At 62.8% G+C, this 13,122-nt stretch carries 10 protein-coding genes; all 10 read left to right on the top strand.

Annotation, left to right across the window (positions count from 1 at the left end):
- Positions 1–127 precede the first annotated feature (127 nt).
- The 10 genes from hutU (at position 128) to hutG (ending at position 13,016) form a co-directional block, all read left to right on the top strand.
- Complete coding sequence (gene hutU / locus ACZRMO_RS12515; protein ID WP_124525413.1) at positions 128–1,798, top strand: urocanate hydratase; 1,671 nt, start codon at positions 128–130, stop codon at positions 1,796–1,798.
- 181 nt (positions 1,799–1,979) lie between these two features.
- Entirely contained in the window at positions 1,980–3,425 is a 1,446-nt protein-coding gene (locus ACZRMO_RS12510) for a purine-cytosine permease family protein (RefSeq protein WP_463973054.1), read from the top strand.
- Between the two features lie 69 nt (positions 3,426–3,494).
- Complete coding sequence (locus tag ACZRMO_RS12505; protein ID WP_463973053.1) at positions 3,495–4,460, top strand: ABC transporter substrate-binding protein; 966 nt, start codon at positions 3,495–3,497, stop codon at positions 4,458–4,460.
- A gap of 72 nt (positions 4,461–4,532) precedes the next feature.
- Positions 4,533–5,384, top strand: a complete 852-nt coding sequence (locus ACZRMO_RS12500; protein ID WP_017738813.1) for an ABC transporter permease — start codon at positions 4,533–4,535, stop codon at positions 5,382–5,384.
- The gene (locus tag ACZRMO_RS12495) at positions 5,381–6,205 is read left to right on the top strand and encodes a quaternary amine ABC transporter ATP-binding protein (RefSeq protein WP_207041323.1); all 825 of its coding nucleotides are present in this window, start codon (positions 5,381–5,383) and stop codon (positions 6,203–6,205) included. The genes ACZRMO_RS12500 and ACZRMO_RS12495 overlap by 4 nt, the downstream gene beginning before the upstream one ends.
- A gap of 122 nt (positions 6,206–6,327) precedes the next feature.
- Complete coding sequence (gene hutH, locus ACZRMO_RS12490; protein WP_463973052.1) at positions 6,328–7,836, top strand: histidine ammonia-lyase; 1,509 nt, start codon at positions 6,328–6,330, stop codon at positions 7,834–7,836.
- 33 nt (positions 7,837–7,869) lie between these two features.
- Positions 7,870–9,402, top strand: a complete 1,533-nt coding sequence (gene hutH / locus ACZRMO_RS12485) for a histidine ammonia-lyase (RefSeq protein WP_463973051.1) — start codon at positions 7,870–7,872, stop codon at positions 9,400–9,402.
- A 174-nt stretch (positions 9,403–9,576) separates the two neighbouring features.
- On the top strand, positions 9,577–10,983 hold the full coding sequence (locus tag ACZRMO_RS12480) for an amino acid permease (RefSeq protein WP_463973050.1): 1,407 nt from the start codon (positions 9,577–9,579) through the stop codon (positions 10,981–10,983).
- Between the two features lie 15 nt (positions 10,984–10,998).
- Positions 10,999–12,204, top strand: a complete 1,206-nt coding sequence (hutI, locus tag ACZRMO_RS12475; protein WP_463973049.1) for an imidazolonepropionase — start codon at positions 10,999–11,001, stop codon at positions 12,202–12,204.
- Positions 12,205–12,215: 11 nt separating this feature from the next.
- A complete protein-coding gene (hutG, locus tag ACZRMO_RS12470; RefSeq protein WP_463973048.1) occupies positions 12,216–13,016 on the top strand; it encodes an N-formylglutamate deformylase in 801 nt (266 codons plus the stop codon).
- The last annotated feature ends 106 nt before the right edge of the window (positions 13,017–13,122 follow it).

Genomic DNA, 13,122 nt, shown 5'->3' with positions numbered 1-13,122 from the left:
CTCAACAGCCCCCTCAGCAAGTTGGCCGCTTGATTGCATATGCTTGTATGTACAAGTAAAGATGTGTGCGTAAGAGTCCACATCGCACCAATCAAGTATGCGCATCGATCGCTGAGGAGTCTGAGTTGTGACCAAGCCTACTAAATACCGTGACGTAGAAATCCGCGCCGCCCACGGTAACAAGCTCACCGCCAAAAGCTGGCTGACTGAAGCGCCGCTGCGCATGCTGATGAACAACCTCGACCCACAAGTGGCCGAAAACCCGAAAGAGCTGGTGGTGTACGGCGGTATCGGTCGTGCGGCGCGCAACTGGGAGTGCTACGACCAGATCGTCGAAAGCCTCACCAACCTGAACGACGACGAAACCCTGCTGGTGCAATCCGGCAAGCCGGTCGGCGTGTTCAAGACCCACAGCAATGCCCCGCGCGTACTGATCGCCAACTCCAACCTGGTGCCGCACTGGGCCAGTTGGGAACACTTCAACGAACTGGATGCCAAGGGCCTGGCCATGTACGGCCAGATGACTGCCGGCAGCTGGATCTACATCGGCAGCCAGGGCATCGTCCAGGGCACCTACGAAACCTTCGTCGAAGCCGGTCGCCAACATTACAACAGCGACCTGACCGGGCGCTGGGTGCTCACCGCCGGTCTCGGCGGCATGGGCGGCGCGCAGCCATTGGCCGCCACCCTGGCCGGCGCATGCTCGCTGAACATCGAGTGCCAGCAAGTCAGCATCGATTTCCGCCTGGCCAGCCGCTATGTCGATGAGCAAGCCACCGACCTCGACGACGCCCTGGCGCGCATCGCCAAGTACACCAAGGAAGGCAAGGCCATCTCCATCGCCCTGCTGGGTAACGCCGCAGAAATCCTGCCGGAACTGGTCAAGCGCGGCGTGCGTCCGGACATGGTCACCGACCAGACCAGCGCCCACGACCCGCTCAACGGCTACCTGCCCGCCGGCTGGACCTGGGACGAATACCGCGCCCGTGCCAAGACCGAGCCCGCCGCTGTAATCAAGGCCGCCAAGCAGTCGATGGCCGTGCACGTCAAAGCCATGCTGGATTTCCAGAAGCAGGGCATCCCAACCTTCGACTACGGCAACAACATCCGTCAGATGGCCCAGGAAGAAGGCGTGGAAAACGCCTTCGACTTCCCGGGTTTCGTTCCGGCCTACATCCGCCCACTGTTCTGCCGTGGCATCGGCCCGTTCCGCTGGGCGGCGCTGTCCGGCGACCCGCAGGACATCTACAAGACCGACGCCAAAGTCAAAGAACTGATCCCCGACGACGCCCACCTGCACAACTGGCTGGACATGGCGCGCGAGCGCATCAGCTTCCAGGGCCTGCCGGCGCGTATCTGCTGGGTCGGCCTGGGCCAGCGCGCCAAGCTCGGCCTGGCGTTCAACGAAATGGTCCGCAGCGGCGAGCTGTCGGCACCGGTCGTTATCGGTCGTGACCACCTCGACTCCGGCTCGGTATCCAGCCCGAACCGTGAAACCGAAGCCATGCAGGACGGTTCCGACGCCGTGTCCGACTGGCCACTGCTCAACGCCTTGCTCAACACCGCGAGCGGCGCGACCTGGGTTTCGTTGCACCACGGTGGCGGCGTCGGCATGGGCTTCTCCCAGCACTCCGGCATGGTGATCGTCTGCGACGGTACCGACGAAGCGGCCGAGCGGATTGCCCGCGTACTGCACAACGACCCGGCCACCGGGGTGATGCGTCACGCCGATGCCGGGTACCAGATCGCCATCGACTGCGCCAAAGAGCAGGGTCTCAACCTCCCGATGATCAAGTAAGCCGATGTGGGAGCGGGCTTTTGTGGCGAGAGAGCTTGCTCCCGCCGGGGTGCGAAGCGCCCCCAAAAAGCCGGCTCCAGCTGCGCTGTCGAACGGGAGCAAGCTCCCTCGCCACAGCAAGCCCGCTCCCACATTTGATCTGCGTTGAACCAGATAACAATCCACCAGAGGTTGAACCGACATGGCTGCAAATGACACCACCCCGTTGATCGAGAAACGTTCGATCGACTACATCCCGGAAGCGGAAAGACACGGTCGTCTATTTAGCCAGTTCACCCTGTGGATGGGCGCCAACCTGCAAATCACCGCGATTGTCACCGGGGCCCTGGCCGTGGTGTTGGGCGGTGATGTGTTCTGGTCGTTGATCGGTCTGTTCATCGGCCAACTGCTGGGCGGTGGGGTCATGGCGTTGCATGCGGCGCAAGGGCCCAAGCTGGGCCTGCCGCAGATGATCTCCAGCCGGGTGCAGTTTGGTGTGTATGGCGCGGCGATTCCGATCGTGCTGGTGTGCCTGATGTACCTCGGGTTCACCGCGACGGGCACGGTGTTGTCCGGCCAGGCGCTGGGCCAGTTGTTTGGTGTCAGCGACAGCGTCGGCATCCTGATTTTTGCCAGTGTCATCGTGCTGGTCACGGTGCTCGGTTACCGGGTGATCCACTTCATCGGCCGCGTCGCCAGCGTCATTGGGGTGATTGCCTTTGTATACCTGTTCAGCCGCCTGATGAGCCAGACCGACGTGGGTGCGCTCCTGCAAATCCGCCACTTCAGCTGGAGCAGTTTCCTGCTGGCGGTGTCGCTGGCGGCGTCCTGGCAGATCGCCTTTGGCCCTTACGTGGCGGACTATTCGCGCTACTTGCCGAGCAACACGTCGTCGGTAAAAACCTTCCTCGCGGCGGGTGCGGGTTCGGTGATCGGCGCCCAGGTGGCGATGGTCCTCGGCGTGTTTGCCGCGGCCATGTCCAACGGGCAATTCGCCGGTCACGAAGTGGCCTACATCGTCGGCTTGAGCGGCACGGGTGCCACGGCTGCGCTGCTGTACTTCAGCATCGCGTTTGGCAAGGTGACCATCTCTACGCTGAACTCCTACGGCAGCTTCATGTGCATCGCCACCATCGTCAGCGGTTTTCGCGGGCGCATGGAAGTCACGCGCCTGCAGCGTCTGGTGTTCGTGCTGGCGATTGTCGGTACGGCGACCCTGATCGCGTTGCTCGGCCAGCACTCGTTCCTCGGTGCGTTCAAGTCGTTCATCTTGTTCCTGCTGGCGTTCTTCACACCCTGGAGCGCGATCAACCTGGTGGACTACTACTGCATCACCCGCGACCGCTATGACGTGCCTGCGCTGGCCGATCCGAACGGTCGTTATGGCCGCTGGAACCTGCTGGGTATCAGCGTCTATGTGTTCGGTGTGTTGGTGCAGTTGCCGTTCATCTCCACCAAGTTCTACACCGGCCCTTTGGTGGCCGCCCTGGGCGATGTGGATATTTCCTGGATCATCGGCCTGGTATTGCCCGCCGCCCTGTACTACGTGTGTGCAAAAAAATGGCACGGCAGCGTGCCCGCTCAACTGATCCTGCCAACAGAGCAGGGCGCTGTACCAACAACAACCGGGCTGGCGGCACAAGCCTGATGGGACGTGGACAGGGCAGGATGCCTACTGACTGCCGTAATCCATTTCAAGATTGGGAGCGTCACAACAATGAAAATGCATAAAACCCTGATGGCCACCCTGTTCTCTGCGGGCGTGCTGGCCAGTGTTGGCGCCCAGGCAGCCGGCTGGTGCGAGTCCGGCAAACCGGTGAAATTCGCCGGCCTGAACTGGGAAAGCGGCATGTTGCTTACCGACATCCTGCAAACCGTGCTGGAAAAAGGCTACGACTGTAAAACCGACAGCCTGCCGGGTAATTCCATCACCATGGAAAACGCCCTGAGCAGCAATGACATCCAAGTCTTCGCCGAAGAATGGGTAGGCCGCAGCGAAGTCTGGAACAAGGCCGAGAAGGCCGGCAAAGTCGTCGGCGTTGGTGCGCCTGTCGTCGGTGCCATCGAAGGCTGGTATGTGCCGCGCTATGTGATCGAGGGCGATGCCAAGCGCAAGCTGGAAGCCAAGGCGCCGGACCTGAAAACCATCGCCGACCTGGCCAAGTATTCCGCGGTGTTCAAGGACCAGGAAGAACCGTCCAAAGGCCGTTTCTACAACTGCCCGGCCGGCTGGACCTGTGAGCTGGACAACAGCGAAATGCTCAAGAGCTACGGCCTGGAAAGTTCCTACACCAACTTCCGCCCAGGCACCGGCCCGGCGCTGGATGCAGCGGTGCTGTCGAGCTACAAGCGTGGCGAGCCGATCCTGTTCTACTACTGGTCGCCGACGCCGCTGATGGGCCAGGTCGATCTGGTCAAGCTGGAAGAAAAAGCCGGTGTGGATAAGAGCGTGACCATCAAGGTCGGCCTGTCCAAGACCTTCCACGAGCAAGCCCCGGAACTGGTGGCCGTGCTGGAAAAGGTCAACCTGCCGATCGACCTGCTGAACCAGAACCTGGGGCGCATGGCCAAGGAGCGCATTGAATCGCCGAAACTGGCGAAAATTTTCCTCAAGGAACATCCTGAGGTCTGGCACGCCTGGGTGAGCGACGACGCAGCCAAGAAAATCGACGCGGCCTTGTAGGTCAAGTGTGCCCGGCTACCCTGAGGGGGCGGCCGGGCGCCTGGCCACAACCCATTGGATCGAGAGCACGATATGTTTCCTGAGAGTTTTACGTTTTCCATCGCCGACTGGGTCAACGGTTGGGTGGACTCACTGGTCACCAACTACGGCGATGTGTTCCGGCACATCTCCGACACCCTGTTGTGGGCCATCGTCAACCTGGAAGGGTTGCTGCGTGCGGCGCCCTGGTGGCTGATGCTGGCCATCGTCGGCGGCGTCGCCTGGCATGCGACCCGCAAGGTGCTGACCACAGCGGTGATCGTCGGTTTGCTGTTCCTGGTGGGCGCGGTTGGCCTGTGGGACAAGCTGATGCAGACGCTGGCACTGATGATGGTCGCCACGGTGATCTCGGTGCTGATCGGCATCCCGCTGGGCATCCTCTCGGCGCGCAGCAATCGCCTGCGTTCGGTGCTGATGCCGCTGCTGGACATCATGCAAACCATGCCGAGCTTCGTGTACCTGATCCCGGTGCTGATGCTGTTTGGCCTGGGCAAGGTCCCGGCGATTTTCGCCACGGTGATCTACGCCGCGCCGCCGCTGATTCGCCTGACCGACCTGGGGATTCGCCAGGTGGACGGCGAAGTCATGGAAGCCATCAACGCCTTTGGTGCCAACCGCTGGCAGCAACTGTTCGGCGTGCAACTGCCGCTGGCGCTGCCGAGCATCATGGCCGGCATCAACCAGACCACCATGATGGCGCTGTCGATGGTGGTGATCGCCTCGATGATCGGTGCCCGTGGCTTGGGTGAAGACGTGTTGGTCGGCATCCAGACCCTCAACGTCGGGCGCGGCCTTGAAGCCGGCTTGGCGATCGTGATTCTCGCTGTGGTCATCGACCGCATTACCCAGGCCTACGGTCGTCCACGGCATGAGGCGAGCAAATGACTACTGTCAGCAAAATCGAAGTTAAAAACGTCTTCAAGATCTTCGGCGCCCGTTCCAAGGAAGCGCTGGCGCTGATCGGCCAGGGCAAGACCAAGGACCAGGTGCTGGCCGAGACCGGTTGTGTGGTCGGCGTGAACGACCTGTCCCTGAGCATCGGCACCGGTGAGATCTTTGTGATCATGGGTCTGTCGGGTTCCGGCAAATCCACCCTGGTGCGCCACTTCAACCGCCTGATCGACCCCACCAGCGGCGCGATCCTGGTGGACGGCGAAGATATCCTGCAACTGGACATGGAAGCCCTACGCCAATTCCGTCGGCACAAGATCAGCATGGTGTTCCAGAGCTTCGGCCTGCTGCCCCACAAGAGCGTGCTCGACAACGTCGCCTACGGCCTGAAAGTGCGCGGCGAAAGCAAGCAGGTGTGCGCCGAGCGTGCGCTGCACTGGATCGAAACCGTGGGCCTCAAAGGCTACGAAAACAAATACCCGCATCAGCTCTCCGGCGGCATGCGCCAGCGCGTTGGCCTGGCCCGGGCATTGGCGGCCGACACCGACATCATCCTCATGGACGAAGCGTTCAGCGCCCTCGACCCACTGATCCGCGCCGAGATGCAGGACCAGTTGCTGGAGCTGCAAAAGACCCTGCACAAGACCATCGTGTTCATCACCCACGACCTTGATGAAGCGGTGCGCATCGGCAACCGCATTGCGATCCTCAAGGACGGCAAGCTGATCCAGGTCGGCACGCCCCGCGAGATCCTGCATTCGCCGGCGGATGAGTATGTGGACCGGTTTGTTCAGCGGCGGGCGGCGGTGGTGTAACTGATCGCTCCCACGCTCTGCGTGGGAGCGCATCCCGGGATGCTCCGCGTCCCAAGAGCGGACGCAGAGCGTCCAAGGCGGCATTCCCACGCGGAGCGTGGGAACGATCAGAAGGTATGAAGATGTCCCAGCCAACCAAAATCATCATCGCCAACACCCCATTACGTTGGCAGGACGTGGTCGCCGTCGCCCGCCACGGCGCGGTCCTCGAGCTCTCGGGCCAAGCCTGGGCCCGCATCGACAATGCCCAGGCCATCGTGCAACGCATCGTCACCAGCGGCGAACGTGCCTACGGCGTGAACACCGGCCTGGGCGCGTTGTGCAATGTCTCGCTCAAGGGCGAACAACTCAGCCAGCTGTCGCGCAACACCCTGCTGAGCCACGCCTGTGGCGTCGGCCCGGTGCTCAGCGACGAACAGACCCGCGCCATCATCTGCGCCGCTGTCATCAACTACAGCCACGGCAAATCCGGCCTGCACCCGCAGGTGGTGCACGCGTTGCTGGCGCTGCTCAACCACGGCATCACGCCGCAAGTACCGTCCCAGGGCTCGGTGGGTTACCTGACCCACATGGCCCATGTCGGCGTGGCCTTGTTGGGTGTGGGCAATGTGAGCTATCGCGGCCGGATCGTCCCGGCGCAACAAGCGTTGAACGCCGAAGGTTTGCAGCCGGTGGTACTCGGCGCCAAGGACGGCCTGTGCCTGGTCAACGGCACGCCGTGCATGACCGGCCTGAGCTGCCTGGCCCTGGCCGATGCGCACCATTTGCTGCAATGGGCCGATGTGATCGGCGCCATGAGTTTCGAGGCCCAGCGCGGCCAGATCGATGCGTTTGACGAAGAAATCATCGCCCTCAAACCACACCCGGGCATGCAGCACGTTGGTATCAACCTGCGCGCGCTGCTGGACGGCAGTGAAGTGATCGCCAGCAGCAAAGGCATCCGCACCCAGGACGCGTTGAGCATCCGCTCGATCCCGCAGATCCACGGTGCGGCCCGCGACCAGGTGGAACACGCCACGCGCCAGATCGAGACCGAACTCAACAGCGCCACCGACAACCCGCTGCTGCTCGGCACGCCGGACAGCTACCGCGTGGTGTCCCAGGCCAACCCGCATGGGCAATCGGTTGCCCTGGCGGCGGACATGCTCGCCATCGCCATGGCCGAGATCGGCTCGGTGGCCGAACGCCGCCTGGATCGCCTGATCAACCCGCACGTCAGCGGCCTGCCGGCGTTCCTGGTGAGCAACCCCGGGGTCAACTCCGGGATGATGATCGTGCAGTACGTCGCCGCGTCCCTGTGTGGGCAAAACCGCCAACTGGCGCAACCGGCGGTGCTCGACAACTTCGTCACCTCGGGCCTGCAGGAAGACCACCTGAGCATGGGCACCAACGCCGCGCTCAAGCTGCACCAGGTGTTGGCCAACGTCACGCAGATCCTCGCCATCGAGTATTTGCTGGCGGCCCAGGCGTTCGAATTCCTGAAGGACCAGCGTTTCGGCGCCGGCACCGACCGCGCCTGGCGCTTGTTGCGCGAAGTGGTCCCCGCCTACGAACAAGACCGCTGGCTGGCGCCGGACATTGCCGCCGCCGCCCAGTTGCTCAAAGACACCGCGTTACCCAATTTGCACTGATCGTCAAAAGAACAATTCAAAAGGAGTAGGAATGTGACTGCGCTAAATCTGATTCCAGGCCAACTGAGCCTTGCCCAACTGCGGGCTATCTACCAGCAGCCGGTGACACTCAGTCTGGATGACAGCGCCACGGCGCAGATCGAAGCCAGTGTGGCCTGCGTGGAGCAAATTCTCGCCGAGAACCGCACCGCCTACGGCATCAACACCGGTTTCGGCCTGCTGGCCTCGACCCGCATCGCCAGCGAAGACCTGGAAAACCTCCAGCGTTCCCTGGTGCTGTCCCACGCCGCCGGCGTCGGCGAGCCCATCAGCGATGCGCTGGTGCGGCTGGTCATGGTGCTCAAGGTCAACAGCCTCAGCCGTGGTTTCTCCGGGATTCGTCGGCAGGTGATCGACGCGTTGATCGCGCTGATCAATGCCGAGGTGTACCCGCACATTCCGCTGAAAGGTTCGGTGGGTGCCTCCGGTGACTTGGCGCCGTTGGCGCACATGTCCCTGGTGTTGCTGGGCGAAGGCAAGGCGCGCTACAAGGGTGAGTGGCTGGAAGCGACTGACGCGCTGAAAGTCGCCGGCCTCACGCCGCTGACCCTCGCCGCCAAAGAAGGCCTGGCGCTGCTCAACGGCACCCAGGTCTCCACCGCCTATGCCTTGCGTGGTCTGTTTGAAGGTGAAGATTTGTTCGCCGGTGCCCTGGCGTGCGGCGCGCTCACCGTGGAAGCGGTGCTCGGTTCGCGCTCGCCATTCGACGCGCGCATTCACGCCGCGCGCGGCCAGCGTGGGCAGATCGACGCGGCCACGGCCTATCGCGACCTGCTCGGTGAAAGCAGCCAGGTGTCGCAGTCGCACCAGAACTGCGACAAGGTCCAAGACCCGTACTCCCTGCGTTGCCAGCCGCAAGTCATGGGCGCCTGCCTGACCCAGTTCCGCCAGGCCGCCGAAGTGCTGGTGGTCGAAGCCAACGCCGTGTCGGATAACCCGCTGGTATTTGCCGCCGAAGGCGACGTGATCTCCGGCGGTAACTTCCACGCCGAACCGGTGGCCATGGCCGCTGACAACATGGCCCTGGCCATCGCCGAAATCGGCTCCCTCAGCGAGCGCCGTATCTCGTTGATGATGGACAAGCACATGTCCCAACTGCCGCCGTTCCTGGTGGGCAATGGCGGGGTCAACTCCGGTTTCATGATCGCCCAGGTGACCGCTGCCGCGCTCGCCAGCGAAAACAAGGCGCTGGCCCACCCCCATAGCGTGGACAGCCTGCCAACCTCCGCCAACCAGGAAGACCATGTGTCGATGGCCCCGGCGGCGGGCAAGCGCCTGTGGGAAATGGCCGAGAACACCCGTGGCGTCCTGGCGGTCGAGTGGCTTGCGGCCTGCCAGGGCCTGGACCTGCGTGAAGGCCTGAAAACCTCGACCAAGCTTGAAAAGGCCCGCGGCATCCTGCGCGACAAAGTGGCGTTCTATGAGAAGGACCGTTTCTTCGCCCCGGACATCAACGCCGCCAGCGAACTGCTTGCCAGCCGTTGCCTGAATGAACTGGTGCCGGCGAAGTTGCTGCCAAGCCTGTAACCCAAAGGGCACTGGGTACTTTCTGTGGCGAGGGAGCTTGCTCCCGCTGGGCTGCGTAGCGGCCCTAAAAATCTTGGGAGCGCTGCGCACTCCAGCGGGAGCAAGCTCCCTCGCCACAGAGGTCCATTGCCTGGCTTTGAATTTTCTCAGGATAAAAATAATTAGGGACGAGAAATGCATCAGGAACAAGGTTTGAAACGCGGGCTAAGCGCCCGACATATTCGCTTCATGGCACTGGGGTCGGCGATCGGCACCGGGCTTTTCTACGGCTCCGCCTCGGCCATCCAGATGGCCGGCCCGGCCGTGCTGCTGGCGTACCTGATCGGCGGCGCCGCAGTGTTCATGGTGATGCGCGCCCTTGGCGAGATGGCCGTGCACAACCCGGTGTCCGGCTCGTTCGGCCAGTACGCCAGCACCTACCTGGGCCCCATGGCCGGCTTTATCCTCGGCTGGACCTACGCGTTTGAAATGATCATCGTCTGCCTCGCCGACGTCACCGCGTTTGGCATCTACATGGGCTTCTGGTTTCCCGACGTCGCGCGTTGGGTCTGGGTGCTGGGCATTGTGTTTTTGATTGGCGGCCTGAACCTGTGCAACGTCAAAGTGTTTGGCGAGATGGAGTTCTGGCTGTCGCTGCTCAAGGTCGGCGCCATCGTCGCGATGATCCTCGGCGGCTTCGGCATCATGCTGTTTGGTATCCACACGGCCGGTGAAACCCAGACCAGCGGCCTCAGCAACCTGTGGGCCCACGGAGGCTTCATGCCCAACGGCATCGGTGGCCTGATCGCCTCGTTTGCCGTGGTGATGTTTGCTTTCGGCGGTATCGAGATCATCGGCATCACCGCCGGTGAAGCCAAGGACCCGCAACGCGTGATCCCCAAGGCGATCAACGCCGTGCCGCTGCGCATCCTGCTGTTCTACGTGCTCACCCTGTTTGTGCTGATGGCCATCTACCCGTGGCCGCAGATCGGCAGCCAGGGCAGCCCGTTCGTGCAGATCTTCAGCAACCTCGGCATCGGCTCGGCGGCGACCATCCTCAATATCGTGGTGATCTCGGCGGCCGTCTCGGCGATCAACAGCGACATCTTCGGCGCCGGTCGCATGATGTACGGCCTGGCCCAGCAAGGGCAGGCGCCCAAAGGCTTTGCGCAACTGTCCAAGCAGGGCGTGCCGTGGATGACCGTGGTGGTGATGGCCGCCGCGCTGCTGGGCGGCGTGGTGCTCAACTACCTGATCCCGGAAAACGTCTTCCTGCTGATCGCCTCGATTGCCACCTTCGCCACCGTGTGGGTGTGGCTGATGATCCTGTTTACCCAGGTCGCCATGCGCCGCTCGATGACCCGCGAGCAGGTGGCCGAGCTGAAATTCCCGGTACCGTTCTGGCCCTATGCGCCGGCAGCGGCCATCGTGTTCATGCTGTTTGTGTTTGGTGTGCTGGGTTACTTCCCGGACACCCAGGCGGCCTTGCTGGTCGGCGCCGTGTGGATCGTGCTGCTGGTGCTTGCCTACCTGCTGTGGGTCAAGCCCGCTGCCGGGCAAGCGGCCAAGGTCCATTACGACCCGGCTTTGTCTCATCGTTAATTTAGGGAGGCGTTGATGAAAACGCTTTGGCAACACTGCCACGTCGCAACCATGGCGGGCGGCAAATACTCGATCATCGAGGATGCTGCCCTGGTCACCGCAGGTGCGCTCATCGAGTGGATCGGCCCCTTGGCCGAACTGCCCCAGGGTGACTATGCGCAGGTTCACGACCTGCAACGCGCGTGGGTTACCCCCGGGCTGATCGATTGCCACACCCACACGGTGTTCGGTGGCAATCGCAGTGGCGAATTCGAGCAGCGCCTTGAGGGCGTGAGTTATGCCGACATCGCGGCCAAGGGCGGCGGGATTGCCAGCACCGTACGCGCTACCCGCGCGGCGAGCGAAGATGAACTGTTCGAAAGCGCCCACAAACGCCTGCGCAGTTTGCTGCGCGACGGCGTGACCACGGTGGAGATCAAGTCCGGCTATGGCCTGGACCTGGCCAACGAACGCAAGATGCTGCGCGTGGCCCGTCGCCTTGGCGAAGCACTGCCGGTCAGCGTGCGTGCCACGTGCCTGGCGGCCCATGCCTTGCCGCCGGAGTACAAGGACCGCGCCGACGACTACATCGAACACATCTGCAGCGAAATGCTGCCGGCCCTGGCAGCAGAAGGGCTGGTGGACGCGGTGGACGCGTTCTGCGAGTACCTGGCGTTCTCCACCGAGCAGGTCGAGCGGGTGTTCAAGGTCGCCCAGCACTTGGGCCTGCCGGTGAAGCTGCACGCCGAGCAACTCTCGTCGCTGCACGGCTCCAGCCTGGCGGCGCGTTATCACGCGTTGTCGGCGGACCACCTGGAGTTCATGACCGAAGCAGACGCCATCGCCATGGCCGCCTCCGGCACCGTCGCCGTGTTGCTGCCGGGGGCGTTCTACTTCCTGCGGGAAACCCAGTTGCCGCCGATGGACGCCCTGCGCAAGCACGGCGTGAAGATTGCCATCGCCAGCGACCTCAACCCCGGCACCTCGCCGGCGTTGTCGGTGCGCCTGATGTTGAACATGGCCTGCACCTTGTTCCGCATGACCCCGGAAGAAGCCCTGGCCGGCGCCACGCAACATGCTGCGACGGCGCTGGGCATGGGCGACACCCACGGCTCCCTGGAAGTGGGCAAGGTCGCGGACTTTGTCGCCTGGCAGATTGATCGTCCTGCCGATCTGGCCTATTGGCTGGGCGGCGAACTGGATAAACGCGTTGTGCGCCACGGCGTCGATGTCACCGTCTGAGGAGTAGGGTTGTGGATAAGGTTCTGAACTTCAAACAAGGCCGGGTGCCGCTGCTGATCAGCATGCCCCACGCGGGTCTGCGCCTGACGCCTGCGGTCGAGGCCGGGTTGATCCCCGAGGCACAAAGCCTGCCGGACACCGACTGGCATATCCCCACGTTGTATGACTTTGCCGAATCACTCGGTGCCAGCACCCTGGCGGCGGAGTATTCGCGTTTTGTGATCGACCTGAACCGGCCGTCCGACGACAAGCCGCTGTATGTCGGCGCCACCACCGGGCTGTATCCGGCGACGTTGTTCGATGGTGTGCCGTTGTTTCGCGAAGGGCTGGAGCCGAACGAGACCGAGCGCGCCAGTTATTTGCAGAAAATTTGGGGCCCGTATCACCGCACGCTGCAGGAGGAACTGGCACGGCTCAAGGCCGAGTTCGGCTATGCGTTGCTGTTTGATGCGCACTCGATCCGCTCGGTGATCCCGCACCTGTTCGACGGCAAGCTGCCGGACTTCAACCTCGGCACTTTCAATGGCGCTGCCTGTGATCCCGAGTTGGCCAGCCAACTGGAAGCCATCTGCGCCGGGCATCCGCAGTACAGCCATGTGTTGAACGGGCGCTTCAAGGGCGGGCATATCACCCGTCACTACGGCAACCCGGCGCAGGATATCCATGCCGTGCAGCTGGAGTTGGGACAGTGCACGTATATGGAGGAGATTGAGCCGTTTCGCTATCGGGCGGATCTGGCTGAGCCGACGCGGGTGGTATTGAAGCAGCTGTTGGAAGGGTTGTTGGCCTGGGGGCAGAAGCGTTACGGCTGAAATCGCTATCGCAGGCAAGCCAGCTCCCACAGTTGACCGCGTTCCAACTTTGGAGTGCAGTCAAGGGTGGGAGCTGGCTTGCCTGCGATGACGGCCTCACAGTCGC

This window comes from Pseudomonas sp. B611, from assembly GCF_055407965.1.
The sequence above is the reverse complement of the archived record's forward strand: the minus strand, read 5'-3'. Positions and strand labels throughout refer to the sequence as shown.